Origin of the sequence: Saccharospirillum alexandrii, from assembly GCF_004000275.1 — a bacterium.
Lineage (GTDB): Bacteria > Pseudomonadota > Gammaproteobacteria > Pseudomonadales > Natronospirillaceae > Saccharospirillum > Saccharospirillum alexandrii.
On record NZ_RCIP01000004.1, the window covers coordinates 1 to 17,970 of the forward strand.

The window sequence follows — 17,970 nt, forward strand, 5'->3', positions numbered from 1 at the left end:
TCGGCCGGGGACCAGTGGTGCCGGTCGCTGTGTTTCAGGAAGACCTGGCCGAAGGGGCTGTAGTCCAGGCGCAAAGCGCCTCTGCCATCGCCATCCCGCACTTGAACGGTACTGCCCTGGTGATTGCCGTAGAGGAACAGGTGGCGGGGGTCGGTACCGCGCATGCCGCCGGCTTTGAGCTCCCAGCGATAGGGCTCGGCCAGGTGCTGATGCAGGATCTGGCTGTAGGGCAGACCTTCTTCTTCCATCGGTAACCCGGTCAATGAACGGTAGTCCGCCCAGTCGGATTCACCGTCGGCTGCGTCGCTACGCTGGCGCCACTGGCCTTGCTCCTGGCGGTCCAGGTAGTGGCTTTGCAGCACCAGGGGTTCGGTTTCATGGGGGTATTTGTCCCACCAGGGGTGCACATCACGTCGGCCATGGCGCCAACCGCCCCAGCCGCCCCGACCGTTATTGCCGTTGTGGCTAATGCCCTGCTCACCCTGATTATCCGTTTCCTCCGGGCGCCAGCCGTCGCCCTGACGGGTTAGTACCCGCCGGTCCCGGCTGTCGTAGGCGTAGTCTACCCAGTGGCCATTGGGGTTGTTAACGGCCACCATGCGGCCCAGCGCATCGTGTTCGAAGGTTTGGGTCTGGCTGCGGCTGCTCAGTTCGGTTGGGTAGCCGTTGCGGTCGTATTCATACTGGTAGTCGCTGTCCCAGCGGTCATCGTGGCCCCAGCTGTGGTCGCTGTGGTTACTGCCCCAACCCCAGCCCTGGCGACCATCGCGCCAGTCTTCGTTATTGCTGCAGCGGTACCAGTCGAACCAGTTACGGCACCCAAAGCCCACCATCCGTTGGGATTCGAAGGAAAGCAGTTGGTTGGCAGGGTCATACTGGTAGTTGTACCGGTGGTGGCGGGTTGTTTTCTGCACCAGGTTGGCGCGGTCGTCCCAGCGGTAGCCTATGTCATCCCAACCCGGGTAATCGGCGTCGACCAGACGGTTCAGGCTGTCATAGGCAAAGCGGGCGCGCTGGCCATTGCGTTCAGATTCAATCAAATTGCCCGCCATGTCGTACCGGTACTCAAAGGTCTCCACGGCGGTCCATTGTGTGTGGTGATCGCCGTGACGGCGCCAGGACCAATGTTTGCTGTCCGACCAGGGGCCATTGCGACGACTGCGCCATTCATTTTCGCGGTCTTCATCATCGCGCCAGCCACCCTGACTGTTGGATTGGTTGCCATCCCAGGGGTGCTGGTTCCAGTGGCCTTTGTCCCACAACCAACCTTTGCCGTTCCCCCAGGGGTTGGTCCAATCTTTCCAGTGATGCCCCCAACCCAAGCCCTGCTGTTCAACCACAATGGCGTTAATGCGGCCCAGTTCGTCGTAACTCACCCGGCGCCGGCTGTTGTTCGGGTAATCCATCTGCACGACCCGGCCAAACGCATCCCGCTCCAGTTCAAACACAAGGGGGTCACCGTCTGCGGTAACTCGCTCGATCCGTATGATCCGGCCTTGTTCGTCACGCTCGTAGTGAACCTTGGTATCTTGGGCGACCTGCTGCGATAGGGGCTTACCGTTGGCGTCGTAGGCAAGCTCGAACTGCTGGTTCAACGTCTGATTGTTAACCTGCGTTTTCCGGCCGGCCGCATCGTATGCATAGCTCTCAGTCAGTGCCGGGTTGGCAATGCTGGCCAGGCGTCGAGCACCATCGTAGGACAAACGGTCCGTTTGCGGTTGTCCGCCGGCGTCGGTATATCGCCGCTCGGTCACCATGCCCCGGCCGTTGTAGCCGTAATGGATGTCTGTGCCAGCTTCCGGTTGGCTAACCTGGGTCACACGGCCGGCCTGGCTGTATTGGTAGCGCCATTGGTGCCCAAGTTCGTTGGTGGTGCCGGTCATGCGGCCCAGCGCGTCGTACTCGTAATGCTGGGTAGCGCCCGGTGCGCTCTCGACGGCGAGTGTTGTTTGTACCAGGCGGTTATCGGCACGCCAGTCGTAACGGCTGGTAATGGCGCCTTGCGGGCCGGGGCGGGCAACGGCGGTCAGGTTGCCAAAGCTGTTGTAATACTGCTCTGTGGTTCGGCCCGCCGGGTCGGTAACCGACGTCAGCTGAGCACGGTGGTTGTAAGTCTGCTCCACCCGGTTTCCAAGCGCATCGGTACTCTGGATAGCACGCCCCAGCCGGTCGTAAGTGGTGTAGGTGGTGTTGCCCAGGGCATCGGTAACGGCTTCGAGGTCGCCGAAGGCATTGTACCGGTAGCCGGTGGTGGCGCCATTGCGATCGGTGATCGCGGTTGGCCGACCGGCCAGGTCCCGCTCGGTGACGATGGCGTTGCCGTAGGCATCAAGCTGCTGAATGATGCGCCCCTCGCTATCCAGCACGAAAGATTGCCGGTTGCCGAGCGGGTCGGTGCTGCCTATGGGGCGGCCAAGGTCATCGTAGTGCGATTGGGTGCCCTGCCCACCGGCGTAGGCCAGGCCTTGCGCAACGGCGATGGGGTCGAATGCCCAGGTAAGGTTATTATCGGCGTTGTAGCGGTATTCCCAGCGATACCCATCACGATCGGTATAGGCCGTGATGTTGTCGTTGGCGTCGTGCTCCCACTGCTCGCTCAAGTTCTCGGGGTAATAGGTTACCGTCTTACGACCGGCCGCATCGTATTGGTGGGTAACCGACATCAGGCCGGCCTGGCTGATGGTCACCGGTTGGCCGAGGCCATTGTAGTCATACTGATCGACCACGCTGGCCGGGTAATGCGGTGCCTGGCGCGTCAATACGCGGCCTTTGGCATCTCGGGTGTACCGGGTGACGCGGTCGGGCTCGCCGTCGCCGGGTGCGGCCCGTGTGGTTTCACTGACCAGTTGGCCGGCGGCGTTGTAGTCGTTGATGATTTGGCTGCCATCCGGGTTGCGGGTTACGGTCAGCAAGCCTTGCTGGTTGAACTCAAAGTGCCACTGTTGATGTTCGGCGTCGGTAAAGGCGACCAGGCGGCCCATCAGGTCGTAGACTCTTTCGCTGGTGCGGGTGCGGGCGCTGCGCACTTGGGTGAAGCTCGGGTCGGTTTCTGTTTGGGTGACGACCAGGCGGTTGGCTTGCTGGTCGTACTCCCAGAGGGTGACTTTGCCAGCGGCGTCTATGGTTTTGGTCTTGCGGCCCAGGGCGTCGTATTCGTGGTCGACTACGCCGCCTTCGGCGTCGATGGCTTGTATCAATTCGCCAAAGTCGTTGTACCGGTACTGGCGCTCACCGCCGGTAATGTCCTGCTCTATCACAACCTTGCCACGCCAGTCGTACTGCCGCGCCAGACGGGTCTGGCCCGGGTTGTTGGGCATGTAAGTGAGCTCGGTTAAGCCCCGGCCATTGAGCTGGAGACTCTGGATATGGCCTTCGCCATCGGTCACGGCGGTTACCCGGCCCAGGGCATCCCGCTGGTAATCCCGGGTAATGGCGTTGCGCGTGGCATCCTGAACCTGGTCGAGGTCTCCACGGGCGTCGTAATAGTAGGTTTCGACATTGCCCAGCGGATTGATCTGGCTCTCTACCTGGCCGTCGGCGTAATACCAATACTCAACCAGGCCACCGGCGTTGTCGTCTTCGGTTTTGATGCGGCCAGCGAGGTCGTAGGTGAGGGTACGAACCACCTCGGTGCCTTCGATGCCGGAACGTTCCAGGCGGTTGCGGTCATCGTATTCGTAGAACCAGACAACATCGCCCGGGTGCTCGGCCCGTTCCAGGTTGCCTTCGGCGTCGTATTGGTAGTGGTAGCTGTATTCAATGTGGTCATTCGCATCTTGCGGGTTCGGCATGACGATGGTTTTGGTTTCTACCTGGCGCCGGGGCGTGTACTGATAGTGAGTTTCCACGCCGGAGAAATCACGGTGGTAGGTGACCTGGTTGTTGCCATCGTAGCGGTACAGGGCTTCACGCCCGTCCGGATCGATGATGCGTACCGGGTGGTCGAGGTCGCGCGCGGTGGCCGCGTCATAATAAAAATACTGAGTAGTGCGCCAGTCGGCCTCGGGGGTGTTAATGCCGCCTTCGGTGAGCGATTGTACCCGGCCAACGGCGTCGTGCGTCATTAAGCGGAAGGCATCGTCGTCATCACCGATGACGGTTCCGAAATAGTCGATGCGTTCGGCAAAGCCGTTGTCGTCGTAGGCCCAGCGGGTGATGTTGCCGTCCTGATCGATACGTTCATGCAACAAGCCATTCAGCCATTTTTCGTTGATGATCGTGCCGTCCGGGAATTCGATTCGATCGATCTGGCCATTGGCATCGCGACGGTAATGTGTTGTGTTACCAGCCGGGTCAGTTTCCGAAAGAATGCGACCGGCCTGGTCGCGCGTATAGTGTGTGGTCCGGCCCTCACCATCGGTTACCGATTGCACCTGGCCACGCGCATTGTGAGTAAAACTGGTGACTTCACTGAGTTCGTTGTACCGGTAGCTCAGGTTGCCCTCGGCATCGTAATCGAATTGCTCCGAACCAAATTCACCGGACGCGCCATAGACTTTCTCGGTGAATTTGTAATCGTCGTTATAGCGGTTGGTGACTGTTAGTCCGTTGCGATTGGTCAGTACTGATACTTGATTGTCGCGGTCGTATTGATAGCTCCAGTGGTAACCGTCTTCATCGAACTGATGCGTGATCACGGTTTCCTGGCTTTGTTGGGCGAACTGATAGTGCGCCTCGTTGCCTTCGCCGTCGAATTTGGCAGTAATGACCAGAGGGTTGGCGGCGTAATCATATTCGTAGCGGTTTACTGAACCATCGAACCCGGTTACGCGAGTGAGCCGTTGTTGTGAATCGTAGCCATAAGTCAGAGTTCGGTTTTCCGGGTCGGTGATGGTTTCTAGTTGTCCATCACTGTTGTATTGCAGCGACCACCGACGACCATATTGGTCTGCCAGTGCCCGCGCCTGGTTACCGCTGCGCTCAATGGTGAGATGGTTGCCCTGGGTATCCTCTACCCGGATCAGCAGACCTTCATTGTTGAAGAAGTAGCGTCGGTTGTCTGGTGTTTCCACACGATAGCCACCGTCAATGCGGTGCAACCGATTCAGATGCCCACCAATAGGCGTGATGCCACCGGACTCAGGGTCGTTGAATGAGACCCGGCTGCCACTAGGGGCCACCCATTTAATGACATCGACACCAAGAATGGCTTCTGCGGGGTTAGCCGGGTCTACAACAAACTGATTGGCTGCCTTGCGAACATCCGACCGGGCTTTCAAGCTTTGGAGCTCAACCAGCTTCTGACGTGCAGCGACCAGAATATCGGAAGCTTGTTCAGGGTTTTGGATGATCTGCGCTCGTTCCGCGCTCAGCTCGGCAAGAATCACATCCAGCTTGGCATCGACTAACGAATGGGTGTAACCAGCGCTACCTTTATAGTCTTCAAAGATTCCAATGATGGAATCGACTTCCTCCAGGGCCGCTTGCAGCCCGCCAACCGCCACCGTTTGCAATACAATGTCATCATTCAGCGCAGGTGGTTCGACCCCGAGAATAATGCGGCTATCGAAGCTCAGGTGCCAACCCGCTCCCAGCGACCAGGCGCTTTGCTGGCTGATGCGGTGACTTCGCTTCAGACTCAACAAGGGAAGGGCGCCATCATCCGCGTTAGTGACCTTATTGCCTGTTGGTAGTTCTACGGGGTCATCACTGCAGGCACCGCAGGCTTTGCCTTGTTCGATGTTCCTGGCTTTGTCTTTTATCTGATCGAGCAGGGATTCGGTTATTTCTTCACCATTAGCGGTGGCTGCAGCGATGGCGGTTTGAACAACTTCAGTAGCTTGCGGTGACAGAACCCCAAATTCTTGCTCTAACTCATCTACCGTTTCCTCTGCTCTGCAGGTGGAGTCGCATGAGTCATCGTCTTCATCGGGGTCCGGGTCCGGACAAACCCGATTTGGGCAGCCTGGGTCATCGGGCGTATCTGGATTTCTCGGCTGAATCTGTGGAGGTGATACAAATTCAACTTCCGCAGAATCACTATTGTTACGAGAGATGTAGTTGTTAAAACTTCTAATAGTTTTGCTCGAGCTTGCTAATCGGGCATGCTCAGAAAGTAGGTATTCTTCGAACTTTTCTAAGTCTTCGCTGCTTATTTTCTCAGCTGTAAAACTCTCTAGGTAATAATGGAGTAACTTAAGATGATTTAGGACTCGACCATCCCCTAGTGACCATTGGTAATTACTGCTCTGTAAACTCTGGCCAATAGCGTAAAGTTCAGAGTACTCATCTACAATACCTGATGAATCATTAACTCTATAAAGGCTTTCTACTCGACTAAAGTGATCATCGTAATTGGAGAGTAACTCATCAACACTGATATCAGACGAATTGTTAGGTGCGCAGGCTACTAAGATCGTCAAAGTAGATGCAATTAGAAGTTTACCAACCCTTCGAATAAATCGAACTTCTGACAACAAAGATCCGCACACCCAGAATCCCATCATATCGTTTCCCTTGTCCTTATTCCGCAAACAGCTGGCTCGTGTTTACTTTAGTTAAATTATTGGCTAACTCAGCTAGTCGCTAGTTTCATATAAAGTCAATCAGTGAATGGTTCTTAAATACCATCACCGCAATTATCATTCGGTACTGTGCCCGCATCCTGATTGATGGAAACTGTACTGGTGGAGCTCGCTAGGTAACTCCAACCGGTGAAGGGCCCCACTTCCTGAGTTCCCGGATCATAAGTGGATACATAAACTTCTGCGGTATCTGAGAAGCTATACCCTTCTTCTATCGTCACGTCTGCAGGTGTGATCGTATAGGTGCATCTTCCCGGGATCGTTAACCGGGTTGTGTCTTTTATAAGAATGTTGGTAAACCACTCACCTTCGGAGTCGGAGAAATAGAATTGCAGTTCTCCGGCCCGGCTGTCGGTGATATCTGCATCTATCTGAACGCCGTCACTAAACACCGTGACGTCGTGGATGATGGGTTCCTTTAATGCAGAGTACGCATTCGACATACCTAGAGTGTAATCATCGGGATGTACGATTCGGGTGTTGGACGACGGGACGTTGCCGCCTTCTTCTGTTACGGAAAATATTTGGGTGTTTGAGGCACCTAGCTTATCCACCACTTCCACTTTGTAGCCGTGCATCGCAAACAACTTTTCTCCGGCACTCCCGGTTGAAGGCATGTAAAAAAAGCCGCGCATGTAGTATTCACCATTACGTTCAAACAGCCTGTTATAAGCCTGCAAGGTGTAGTTGGTACCATCAGGAAAGGTTACACGAGCGAAGTCGATATCATCGATGCCATTCTCGTCGTCTACGTGAAAAAAAGCCTTCATCGTCATATCACTTTCAGCTTCATGATCGCTATAGGTGTGCACAAGGGTTTGCACATCCAGAACCCTGGGGGCTTCATTTGAGCCACCACCACTTGGACCACAGCCTTGCAATATAATGAGCGAGAAAAGTGCTAAGCCTTGGGCAATCCATCTATCGATATTCATTAACCGAAACTCCTTACGGTTTACTGACATACTTCAAGGCAGAGTATGTAACTATTATCAACAGGGCAAACAAGACTGCTTATTTAATTATGGGTATTATTATTTGGCATTCTCAAGAATGACAATAAATTGTCACCAACATCTCCCTGGATAATCGAGCATTAATGGGTATTTATTGATCATTAGCAGTATTTAACGACTTTTCGCCAATATTCGACAAAACAGTAATTACTTGATGCGCTAAAGGCTTCTTACATAAGAAATCATGTAGTTTTGTAAAAACAAAAAACGACGATTATTTGACGATACACTGCCCATCGCAAATTCAGGTTTTTGCATGGCTTGAAAATCGTAGGACATGTTCACTTGGACACCCAGCGGCCCCGCTATCGACGGGTTCCTCCAGCTACGAATCGGCATGTAGAGCAAAATTCGGCGTTGCAGGCCATCAAACCAGGTAAGGTTTTGCCACCCGGCCCGACTATTCACCCAAACACCCGACGCAAAGAGCTGACCATGTTCGTTAAAGCCATCAATAGTCTGCTTGTCTTACTGATGTTTCTCACCCTGGTACCGGCCCAAGCTGAACCCCTGAATGGATTTGATGTCTCCGGCGCCTCGGTACCCGTTGGAAAGATTCGTCAGGGGGGGACCGCCGCGCGATGGTATTCCCGCGATCGATAACCCAAGGTTCGATGAAGCTGATGAGGCCAACTGGCTGGAGCCTACCAGCCGGGTACTGGGGTTAAGCATCAATGGCGAGGCGCGGGCTTACCCGGTGGCCATTCTGAACTGGCACGAGATCGTCAACGATGTGGTGGCCGGGCAGCCGGTAGTGGTCACGTTTTGTCCGCTGTGCAACACCGGCATGGTGTTCGATGCCGAGGTAGATGGCCAGGCGCTTTCCTTCGGTGTTTCCGGTTTGCTGTATGAGAGTGATGTACTGTTGTATGACCGCGAAACCGAAAGTCTCTGGTCGCAAATTCTCTCGACCGCCGTCTCCGGGCAGGCGATGGGGCAACAACTGACAGTGTTGCCGGTAAAGCACACCACCTGGCAAGCCTGGCGGGAAGAACACCCCGGCACTCTGGTACTCAGCCGGGATACCGGCTTCCGCCGTGACTATTTGCGCGACCCCTATGCAGGCTATGAGCAATCACCCACAACGCTGTTCCCGGTCTCCAACCAGGCGCCCGGGCCCTGGCATGCAAAGGAATGGGTGATGGGCGTCAGTTTTAATGGCGAGCACAAGGCTTACCCTTACGAGGAATTGTCGCAAGCCGGGAACGACCGCTTTGACGACGTAGTGGGGGGCCAACCCTTTACCGTCATCTGGGACGAAGCCCATCGCAGCGCCAGTATTGAGTGGCAAGGCGAACCCTTACCCAGCCTGATGGCATTCTGGTTCGCCTGGTATACCTTTCACCCCGGTACGGAGGTCTTTACCGCGCCCTAATGCACCTGGCGGAATCGAGCACGCTGTTCATGAACCTGTTTAAGGCCGCGACTCATCTTAAACGCCGGGCAGACCGTACCCCTGTCATCACTTCGTTCGGGAGTCCGTTATGTCGTTGCCACTCTGGTGCCTGTTCATTGCAGCCTTGCTGGTCATTCTTTCAAAAGCACCGGCCATGCGGGCGATGGCTCGAATGCAGGGCGGTTACGATAACCAGCACCCGCGGGCGCAGCAGGCATCATTGACCGGTGCCGGTGCACGGGGGTTGGCGGCGCACCAGAACACCATAGAGGCGTTTCCGATGTTTGCGGCCGGGGTGATTGTGGCAGAGGTGTTTGCTGCCGGGTCGACGATTGCCGGAGTGCTTGCGGTGCTGTTTATTGTCACGCGCATCGCCTACATCGGGCTCTATCTGGCCAACGTTGCTACGGTACGCAGTCTGGTTTGGGCAGCCGGTTATCTTGCCAGCCTTGGTTTGATGCTGGCCCCCCTCTATGGAAGCTAACCGCTTCCCGACTCAACTACAGCAATAATTGCCAGTAACCCACATCAATCCAGCGGTCGAACTTGAACCCGACCGCTTCGAAATGCGCTACTTTCCTAAAACCAAATGTCTCATGCAGAGCAATGCTGGCCTCGTTAGGCAACGCAATACCGCCCATGGCGCTGTGGATGCCTTGCTCCCTGAGCGCTGGCAGCAGGTCACTATAAAGCTGGGACCCGACGCCTTTGCCCTGATGCGCCGGGCTGACGTAAGCGGTCACTTCCACCGAATACCGATAAGCATGACGCGGCCGCCAGGCGGTTGCATAGGCGTAACCGGCCAGCTCACCCTGGTGCTCGGCCACTCGCCAGAATAACCCGGCGTCATTAACGGATTGCATTCTTTGCTGAATGTCCTGGGCGGAAACCTCGGCTTCTTCAAAGGTGATGATGGTGTCTCGAATATAGGGGTTGTAGAGCTGAGCGATGGCAAGGGCGTCTTCGGGTTGGGCGGGTCGTATCAGGATGTCGTTTGGCATAGGGCATTCGCTGCTGAATCATTAAGCCCATTTAATCAGGGATTCGGTATCACGCCAACGATGCGCTAAACTGCGCGCTCATTTTCTGCGGGCCTCTACGTCGATGTCGATCTTATCTCAGCTGGAAACACGCAGCGGTGGCCAGTGCGAGCTGTGCAAAGCCAGCGATGCGCTCTCGGTTTACAACGTACCACCCAACACACTGGAAAGTCTGGATACCACCCTGTTGGTATGCGCCACGTGCCGGAACCAGATTGAACACCCGGAGCAGATGGACGCCAATCACTGGCGCTGCCTGAACGACAGCATGTGGAGCCAGGAGGCATCGGTACAAGTCATGGCATGGCGACTGCTGCACCGGCTGATCGCCGAGGGCTGGCCAAAAGATTTACTTGATATGCTGTATCTGGACGACGATACCCTCGCCTGGGCACAAGCCACCGGAGACCACCTCAGTGACGACGACAAAGTCATTCACCGGGACAGCAATGGCGTGGTACTCACTGCGGGCGATACGGTCACCCTGATCAAAGACCTAACCGTAAAAGGCGCAAACTTCACCGCCAAGCGCGGCACGGCCGTTCGAGGTATCTCACTGGTAGCAGACAATGCAGAGCACATCGAAGGCCGAGTCAACGGCCAACAAATCGTCATTCTGACGCAGTTTGTTAAGAAGTCCTGAACTTAAGGTCATAGTGTGCCCGGTGATCATTACGGCCACGGAGACTCCTAGCTCCTAGCTCGTAGCTCGTAGCTCGTAGCTCGTAGCTCGTAGCTCGCAGCTCGCAGCTCGCAGCTTATTTTTATTCCGTCAACGACTGCTGCAACAACAACCCAAACCCCAACTTACTCAAATACTGAGCTTCCTGCTCAAGGTCCGCCTGGGTGAGACCGTGGTTATCCCACCAGTCGCTGCGGGCGGAAAGCAGTATCTGTTCACCGTCGATGCGCAGCTTAACGCCGTCGGAGGTACTGCCGGTTCGAGCGCGGTGCAGCACAGTCGCAATCCTGAAAATGACCAGCAGAATCGGCATCAGGATCTGGTCGTCTTCGCCCAATTCAGTGAGTTTGTTGAGATCGGGTTTTTTACGGTGGTGGCGCACCAGAAAAGTGAGCCGTTGCTGTTCTTCGTGGCTGAAGCCAGCCAGGTCGCAGTTGGCGACAATGTAACCACTGTGTTTGTGAAACTGGTTGTGCGAAATATCGAGGCCGACTTCCGCTACCTGAGCCGCCCAGCGCAAGTAATTCGACCAGGGCTCTGGCTGATCAAGCCCTAAAGCCACCAGGTTGTCGTTGAAAAAACGCAACGCCGTATCGGCCACCCGCTTGGCCTGTTCGGTGTCGGTATGAAAGCGCTGAGCCAGGTGTTGCACGCCCCGGCTGCGCACGTCTTCATGGTCGTAGCGGCCAATCAGGTCGTAAAGCAGGCCTTCGCGCAGTGCCCAGGGCGAGGCTTCCATGGTTTCCAACCCCAAGCCTTCGAACACAGCGCGCAACACAATCAACCCACCCAGAAACACCGGTTTGCGATCGGACGTGAGACCATTGGGGTTAAAGTCGTCAACGTTTTTGCTCTGGCCAGCCTGATCACACAGGTCGTTCAAGAGCGATCGGGTAATGACTGGGTTTCCGGTCATGGCTTCGGCCACTTTAGAGATGGACTTGATACTGCCCGAACAGCCAATGGCCCGTTGCCAGCCAATGCGTTCAAAACCATCGTGTACCGGTTCAATTTTCTGCAAACAGAAGGTGATCGCTTTTTTAACCGACTTCTTGCTGAGTTGCCCGTCGTCAAAAAAGTCCCGCATGATGGCCACACAACCCATGCCCAGACTGTCGAGCAGTAGCGGCTGAAACTGTTCACCGACAATCACCTCGGTACTGCCACCGCCAATGTCGACCACTAAACGACGGTCCAGCTCATCGTCGAGCCCCTGGGCGACGCCCTGGTAAATCAAACGGGCTTCTTCCGCCCCGGACACTACATCAATAGAGTGCCCGAGCGCGGTTTCGGCCCTGGCCAGAAAGGGCCCGGCGTTGGCCGCTTTACGCAGCGTTCGAGTGCCTACTGCGCGAACGGCATGAGGGGGCAGGTGACTGATGCGCTGACCAAAACGGGCCAGGCATTCCAGCGCGCGGCGTTGCGACAGGTCATCCAGTTTGCCGTCGGCACTCAAGCCAAAGCCCAGCCGCACCGGTTCCTTGATGCGGTCGAGTACCTTCAGCTCTCCCTTTTCAAGGCGCGCAACAATCATGTGGAAGGAGTTGGAGCCCAAATCGATGGCCGCCATTTCTTCCACCCGGTTCCGCCAGAAATCTGAGAGCTTGAGCATATCGATGCAACCTGAGTAAATTCTTGCCACAATGCTGACCAAAGAAACCCTCGGGAGCAAGCATTATGGCCATTCACAGTTTTCGCGGGCACACCCCGCACTTTGGGCAACGCGTGTTTATCGACGTTCGGGCCATGGTTCTGGGTGATGTTGAACTCGGTGATGACGTCTCGGTATGGCCCGGTGCCGTGGTGCGCGGCGACATGCACCGAATCCGTATTGGTGCGCGCACCTCGGTTCAGGATGGTGCGGTACTGCACATTACCCACGCCAGCGATTTCAACCCGGATGGCTGGCCACTGAGCATCGGCAACGATGTCACCATTGGCCACCAAGCGTGCTTGCACGGCTGCACCATTGGCAATGAGGTATTAATCGGCATCGGCGCAACGGTACTGGATGGTGCCGTGGTTGAAGACCAGGTGGTGATTGGAGCCGGTACGCTGGTACCGCCCGGCAAAACGCTGGCCTCGGGCTATGTGTATATGGGATCACCGGCGCGTCAGGTACGGCCATTGACCGACAAAGAGCAACGCTTCTTTAAATACAGCGCGGCCAATTACACCAAACTGAAAGACGACTACCTGGCGGACGGCCTGGGTGACGACAGCGCCTGATTGCTGGACGTTAAGTCATAAGACTTATGAATTCTTTAGACCTTGAAAGTTTAGGGTTGAGCGAGTGTCACCGTTCGAGTAATCTTGCACCTAATGAAACGCAACGTTTCATTAGCAAACCCTTAATTCGAATCTGCCCACGCGGCAACAACCTACGGAGGCACGCCATGAAGACCATTCTAACTATGCGCCAACTGTGCACCTCCCGTACTGTGACCCCTGCGGTCACCGGTAATGTGCTGTTGCACCCACGATTCGACTAAGGACACAAGCCTTGCGAGCCGTGGATGAAACCTGCGGCTCGTTGTATAACAAGGATTGTGTTTTTAATAACCCCTCCTAACACCAACATCCCGCACTTTCTGCCACAGCTCCCAGTGCTTGAATCTCAACAATGCGATTAAGAAAAACTGGAGAGTGACCATGATCACCAAACTGATGAACCGTATTAACCAGCGCCGTGAGTTGAACCGCTGGTTGCAGGAAAAACGCGCCGAGCGCTATATTGCCGAACACCTGAACAGCCACTTGCAGAAAGACATAGGGCTGGGCCAGCAGTCGTCCGAAGCACCGCTGACCTGGAGGGAACCCAAGCAGGCTATCCGTCAGGAAAAGCAACAGCAGAAGCCGGAGCAACAGGCGCGAAGTCCAGGGGGGCAGAAAGCCGGGCCTCCTAGCGCCTAAGGTGGGGAGCGCTGATCAAGTCAGGCAGGCGGCCTGACACAGCGCTCTCCGGCAGTATCCCGGCAGCCATTGAGGCTGCCGGGTTTTGCATCCCCGGGATGCACCACTTTGTTCACCAACGCCGCTGCAGTACACTCCCACGCCTCACCCAATACGAGCACCACCACCATGGCACTCAAAGCCACCGTGCTGAAAGCGCGGCTGAATATTTCCGATATGGACCGGGGCTATTACCAGGAACACGCCTTCAGCCTGGCGCAACACCCGTCCGAAACCCCGAACCGCATTATGGTGCGACTGCTGGCATTCATGCTCAACGCCTCTGAGACGCTGACGTTCTCCAAAGGTCTGAGCGATGAAGGCGAACCAGAACTGGCGGAGCGCGATTTAACCGGCGACATTACCCTCTGGGTAGCCTTTGGTCAGCCAGATGAAAAATGGCTGCGCAAAGCCAGCGCCCAGGCCAAAGCCGTGAGGCTCTACACCTACGGCGGCCGCACCGTGCCTCTCTGGCTCGCCCAGAACAAAGCCGCCCTGGCGCGCCTGCCCGAGCTAGAAATCTGGGAATTCTCAGAAGAAGACCTGGATGCCCTGACCGGCTGGTTCGAGCGCTCGATGACGTTCCAGTGCAGCATCACCGAAGGCGTGCTCTACCTGAACAATGACGATGAGTCCCTAACGATTACACCGATTCGAATAAAAGATCGGAGTTGAGGGCAGCTTCGAGCTTCGAGCTTCGAGCTTCGAGCTTCGAGCTTCGAGCTTCGAGCTTCGAGCTTCGAGCTTACAGAAGATTGCAGCATATCGTTGCTTTGAGTTAAACGTTTGCACCAGATCAAGTGACAGCTGCCGGGTAGGCCTTTCCGGGGTAGACCGCAACAGGGACTAAAACGCCGGGAGCGTTTTAGCATGAGCGCAGCGAGCCCGAAGGGTGAATCCCATGGAGGGGATTCATATCATGCGGTCTAGTCTCCATGGATGGATTCACGACGACCCCGGAAAGGCCTACCCGGTAGCTGGCACGAACTCCTGGCAACATAGCAACCCCTACCGAAATAACCACGGGTTATCCAATACCACTTGGGCTCACTGGTCACAAAGCGTACAATGCGCGCCCATTTGCCCCAGGCTACCCGAGGTAGCCGACCAAGAGACCTGATTGTGAGCCAAACCGATTTTTCTTCCCTGCCGTTAAACCCTGATCTGCTGAGCACTCTGGCATCGCTCGACTACAACCAGATGACGCCGATTCAAGCCAGCAGCCTGCCCGATATTCTGGCCGGGAAAGATGTGATCGGGCAGGGTAAAACCGGGTCTGGCAAGACGGCGGCGTTTGGTTTGGGCGTGCTGAACAAGCTGGATGTTAAACGTTTTCGCATTCAGACACTGGTGCTGTGCCCGACCCGGGAACTGGCCGATCAGGTGGCGAAAGAATTGCGCACCCTGGCGCGAGGCATTCATAACATCAAAATACTCACGCTCTGTGGCGGCATGCCTTTTGGCCCGCAAATCGGGTCGCTTGAACACGGGGCTCACATCGTTGTCGGAACACCCGGCCGCATTGAAGAGCATGTCCGCAAGGGTACGCTGGTGCTTGAAAACGTGAATACCCTGGTGCTCGATGAAGCCGACCGGATGCTCGACATGGGGTTTCAGCCGGTGCTGGAGTCGATTCTGGAGTCGGTTCCGACACAGCGGCAAACGCTGTTGTTCAGCGCGACTTTTCCCGATCAGATCAAGCAGCTGGCGGATCACATCATGGTCGAGCCGGTCATGGTGAAAGTCGAAGCCCGGCACGACAGTTCCAGCATTACCCAGAGCCTGTTCCGGGTCGGCAATGATGACGACCGGCTCGACGCTCTGCTGCGTCTGCTGGCGCATCACCAGCCGACCAGTGCGGTGGTGTTCTGTAATACCCGGGCGGAAACCCTGGACGTTGCCGATGCCTTAAGTGCCGCTGGCCACAGCGCCATCGCCCTGAATGGGGATTTGGATCAGCGCCAGCGCGATGAATCGCTGGTGACCTTTGCCAACAAGAGTGTCTCGGTATTGGTGGCAACCGATGTTGCCGCGCGCGGGCTCGATATCGATGCGCTCGATGCGGTGATCAACTTTCGCATGGCGCTGGACCCGGAAGTGCACGTGCACCGAATTGGCCGTACCGGTCGTGCGGGCAGCCAGGGCATTGCTTGCACTCTGTTCAGCGACCGGGAAGGCCACCGGCTGGCGGCACTCGAAGGATACCTGAATACCACGCTCGAACCCGAAGCGCTGCCGCCTGCCGTACACGCCCATTTTCGACCACAGCCGGCACCAATGATTACGCTGCAGATCGACGGCGGCAAAAAGCAGAAGGTCCGCCCCGGTGACGTGCTGGGTGCGCTGACCGGCGAGCAAGGCATTGATGGCGCCGAGGTTGGGAAAATTTCCGTTTACGACCAAAGCACCTACGTCGCCGTGGCACGCGGTGCCAAAAAACGCGCGCTAGACAAGCTGGGCCGGGGGCGAATCAAGGGCCGGTCGTTTCGGGTACGGGTAATTAAAGCGGGTTAACCTTCACCGTTAACCCGGCTATAATATTAGAAATACCTAATTTAAGGGTTGCAGACCATGTTCTCGAAGCGTTACCAGCCCCTCATTCAGGCCTTTTTGATGTCGGTGCTTATGGTCACCATTATGACGGCGGTGATTACGGCCTTGAACACCGGCATCGGCAATGGCTTTCTGGGCCGTTGGGCACAGGCTTATGTGGTCGCCTGGCCCATCGCCTTTTGCATCATTCTGATTGCCGGAAAGCGCGTTATGCGGTTGTCAGTCGCACTGTGTCAGCGCGACTGAGTCTGAGTGGCTTACCGGAGGAAACCCGTCAGGGGTTGACTACCCGAACCCGGCGAATGGTGTCCCGTGCTACTGGCATCACCATGGTGCCACCAAAGACCGATTGCTTGAACTGCAGTTCGTCGTTGTTCAGGCTTTCGATTTCACCGCGAAACTCCCGCCCATCGGCCAGGTTTATGATGATATCCGAATTCATCCAGTCGGCGAGGTCGGAGACCGGCACTTCAATGACCCGGGGTGCCCGCTCGGTTTGTGCGGGTTCGGGGGCGGGTCGTTCCGGTTCAGCCTGAGGGGCCTCCGGCTGTGATTGGGCGTTGTCTGGCTCGGGCACGCGCTGCGGCAGGGCCAGCGTTAACTGCAGCGGGCTGGGTTGACCGTCGTTAACGACAATTTGCGGTGCAATCAGGTCCAGAATCGCCTGAGGATCGGAGACCATCATCATTTGCATGGCGTTCAGCCGGGCAAAACTTTCTACTCGCAGGCTCTCGGGTTGTTCAATGTAGCTCGCGTACGCTTCGACTACGTTATCCGCCAACACCACACCCTGTTCCTGCCACAACTGTTCCCAGGCATTGACGTGCCGGGTCTTGTAGGTGTCAACGTCTAGGCCTGTCTCGCGAGCACAAAACGACATGACCTCGGGCACGTAGCCCAAATCGTCAACCCGTATTTGCACCTGATTCAGGGTCGCCCCCATCAGCGCGGCCGGCCCTTGAGCGTCAGCCAGTGCGACGTCGAGGCGGGTGCTCATCCGGTACATGGATTCTGTGGTGAATTCGCCTTCGACCTGCAGGTTATCGCGTTCGGGATTGAGGCGGTACTCCAGCGTCATATCGGAGCGGGTCTGGCGATAGCCCATGGTGTCGAGGTCGGTGAAATTGAAATAGGTGCGTTCATCGCCGCAGCCGGCGGCCAGCATATGTTGCTGGGCATTGTTATCGACCAGCGGCCGCATTGAATCCAGATCCAATTCAATGCCGCTGAGTCTGAGCGCCAGCCGTTGAGGTATTTCTTCGTTGCTCAGCGTCTGGCCCAGTTGCACCAGTTCGAGCAAATTCGCCGTTTCCAGCGAGGCGCGTTCGATGCGCACATCGCCGCCCTGGCCGTGTGCCGAAAACGCCAGATTGTGAACCCGAATTTCACCCGTTGGTATGACCCAGATCTGGCCATAGGTAAGGCGGCCAACACCCTCGGCCATTAGGGCCGCTTCATCAAGCTGGCTTTGAACGGTGCGGGTAACGTGCCAGTGCGCAGCGCCATAGCCGCCGACCACGATGATCAGCAGCAGAAGTAGAATCCTTTTCATGATTTTCCTTATTGAGTTGAAAGATCAATGTCCTTTTACGGGTTCTTGCGCCGAATAGTCCAGGCACATGCTCGCCCTGCTACGGGCAGCATAAAGCGGTCGCGTTCAGTATTCAAAGGGTAGATGCGCGGCACTTCTTGACAAGGGCTACGGCCACTGCGCTGCGAAGTGCGTAGGACTGGGCCGGCACTCCGGTGCCGCCCACTTGGGCAAAACGTTTTAGCTCGCGCAGAGCTCTGGGGGAGTTATTCAGAG

Annotated in this window: 13 protein-coding genes; 8 read left to right on the forward strand and 5 right to left on the reverse strand. The window is 56.2% G+C overall.

Going from position 1 to position 17,970, the window contains the following annotated elements; translation table 11 throughout:
• Together EP166_RS15850 and EP166_RS15855 are read right to left on the reverse strand one after the other, a co-directional pair.
• The coding region (locus EP166_RS15850; protein WP_342775644.1) for a DUF6531 domain-containing protein at positions 1-6,446 on the reverse strand (6,446 nt) is incomplete at its 3' end.
• A 113-nt stretch (positions 6,447-6,559) separates the two neighbouring features.
• Positions 6,560-7,459, reverse strand: a complete 900-nt coding sequence (locus EP166_RS15855; RefSeq protein WP_127558885.1) for a hypothetical protein — start codon at positions 7,457-7,459, stop codon at positions 6,560-6,562.
• Between the two features lie 595 nt (positions 7,460-8,054).
• Between EP166_RS15855 and EP166_RS15860 the strand changes: the two genes are divergently transcribed.
• Together EP166_RS15860 and EP166_RS15865 are read left to right on the forward strand one after the other, a co-directional pair.
• Positions 8,055-8,915 carry a DUF3179 domain-containing protein gene (locus EP166_RS15860; protein WP_220432605.1) on the forward strand — a complete coding sequence of 287 codons (861 nt, stop codon included), beginning with the start codon at positions 8,055-8,057 and terminating at the stop codon, positions 8,913-8,915.
• Positions 8,916-9,024: 109 nt separating this feature from the next.
• Entirely contained in the window at positions 9,025-9,420 is a 396-nt protein-coding gene (locus EP166_RS15865) for an MAPEG family protein (RefSeq protein ID WP_127558887.1), read from the forward strand.
• 16 nt (positions 9,421-9,436) lie between these two features.
• Here the strand turns inward: EP166_RS15865 and EP166_RS15870 are convergent, their stop codons facing one another.
• Positions 9,437-9,937, reverse strand: coding sequence for an arsinothricin resistance N-acetyltransferase ArsN1 family B (locus EP166_RS15870; RefSeq protein WP_246026323.1), 501 nt, complete (start codon positions 9,935-9,937; stop codon positions 9,437-9,439).
• A gap of 103 nt (positions 9,938-10,040) precedes the next feature.
• Between EP166_RS15870 and EP166_RS15875 the strand changes: the two genes are divergently transcribed.
• Complete coding sequence (locus tag EP166_RS15875) at positions 10,041-10,619, forward strand: PhnA domain-containing protein (protein ID WP_127558890.1); 579 nt, start codon at positions 10,041-10,043, stop codon at positions 10,617-10,619.
• A 121-nt stretch (positions 10,620-10,740) separates the two neighbouring features.
• Here the strand turns inward: EP166_RS15875 and EP166_RS15880 are convergent, their stop codons facing one another.
• On the reverse strand, positions 10,741-12,270 hold the full coding sequence (locus EP166_RS15880; RefSeq protein WP_127558892.1) for a Ppx/GppA phosphatase family protein: 1,530 nt from the start codon (positions 12,268-12,270) through the stop codon (positions 10,741-10,743).
• Between the two features lie 65 nt (positions 12,271-12,335).
• Between EP166_RS15880 and EP166_RS15885 the strand changes: the two genes are divergently transcribed.
• The 5 genes from EP166_RS15885 (at position 12,336) to EP166_RS15905 (ending at position 16,409) form a co-directional block, all read left to right on the forward strand.
• Positions 12,336-12,887, forward strand: coding sequence for a gamma carbonic anhydrase family protein (locus tag EP166_RS15885; protein ID WP_127558894.1), 552 nt, complete (start codon positions 12,336-12,338; stop codon positions 12,885-12,887).
• A gap of 423 nt (positions 12,888-13,310) precedes the next feature.
• Positions 13,311-13,571, forward strand: coding sequence for a hypothetical protein (locus EP166_RS15890; RefSeq protein ID WP_127558896.1), 261 nt, complete (start codon positions 13,311-13,313; stop codon positions 13,569-13,571).
• Between the two features lie 168 nt (positions 13,572-13,739).
• Positions 13,740-14,285: a YaeQ family protein gene (locus EP166_RS15895; protein ID WP_127558898.1), complete on the forward strand. Its 546-nt coding sequence runs from the start codon at positions 13,740-13,742 to the stop codon at positions 14,283-14,285.
• 447 nt (positions 14,286-14,732) lie between these two features.
• Positions 14,733-16,124, forward strand: coding sequence for an ATP-dependent RNA helicase DbpA (dbpA, locus tag EP166_RS15900; RefSeq protein ID WP_127558900.1), 1,392 nt, complete (start codon positions 14,733-14,735; stop codon positions 16,122-16,124).
• 57 nt (positions 16,125-16,181) lie between these two features.
• Complete coding sequence (locus tag EP166_RS15905) at positions 16,182-16,409, forward strand: DUF2798 domain-containing protein (RefSeq protein ID WP_127558902.1); 228 nt, start codon at positions 16,182-16,184, stop codon at positions 16,407-16,409.
• A 28-nt stretch (positions 16,410-16,437) separates the two neighbouring features.
• Here EP166_RS15905 and EP166_RS15910 read toward each other — a convergent pair whose 3' ends face one another.
• Positions 16,438-17,715, reverse strand: coding sequence for a hypothetical protein (locus tag EP166_RS15910; protein WP_127558904.1), 1,278 nt, complete (start codon positions 17,713-17,715; stop codon positions 16,438-16,440).
• Positions 17,716-17,970: the final 255 nt, after the last annotated feature.

What these genes read in the sequence shown, in the direction of transcription:
- EP166_RS15865 (WP_127558887.1), top strand. Translation starts at nt 9,025, where the DNA reads ATGTCGTTGCCACTCTGGTGCCTGTTCATTGCAGCCTTGCTGGTCATT.
- EP166_RS15895 (WP_127558898.1), top strand. Translation starts at nt 13,740, where the DNA reads ATGGCACTCAAAGCCACCGTGCTGAAAGCGCGGCTGAATATTTCCGAT.
- EP166_RS15910 (WP_127558904.1), bottom strand. Translation starts at nt 17,715, where the DNA reads ATGAAAAGGATTCTACTTCTGCTGCTGATCATCGTGGTCGGCGGCTAT.
- EP166_RS15875 (WP_127558890.1), top strand. Translation starts at nt 10,041, where the DNA reads ATGTCGATCTTATCTCAGCTGGAAACACGCAGCGGTGGCCAGTGCGAG.
- EP166_RS15855 (WP_127558885.1), bottom strand. Translation starts at nt 7,459, where the DNA reads ATGAATATCGATAGATGGATTGCCCAAGGCTTAGCACTTTTCTCGCTC.
- EP166_RS15880 (WP_127558892.1), bottom strand. Translation starts at nt 12,270, where the DNA reads ATGCTCAAGCTCTCAGATTTCTGGCGGAACCGGGTGGAAGAAATGGCG.
- EP166_RS15890 (WP_127558896.1), top strand. Translation starts at nt 13,311, where the DNA reads ATGATCACCAAACTGATGAACCGTATTAACCAGCGCCGTGAGTTGAAC.
- EP166_RS15905 (WP_127558902.1), top strand. Translation starts at nt 16,182, where the DNA reads ATGTTCTCGAAGCGTTACCAGCCCCTCATTCAGGCCTTTTTGATGTCG.
- EP166_RS15870 (WP_246026323.1), bottom strand. Translation starts at nt 9,937, where the DNA reads ATGCCAAACGACATCCTGATACGACCCGCCCAACCCGAAGACGCCCTT.
- EP166_RS15885 (WP_127558894.1), top strand. Translation starts at nt 12,336, where the DNA reads ATGGCCATTCACAGTTTTCGCGGGCACACCCCGCACTTTGGGCAACGC.
- EP166_RS15860 (WP_220432605.1), top strand. Translation starts at nt 8,055, where the DNA reads ATGGATTTGATGTCTCCGGCGCCTCGGTACCCGTTGGAAAGATTCGTC.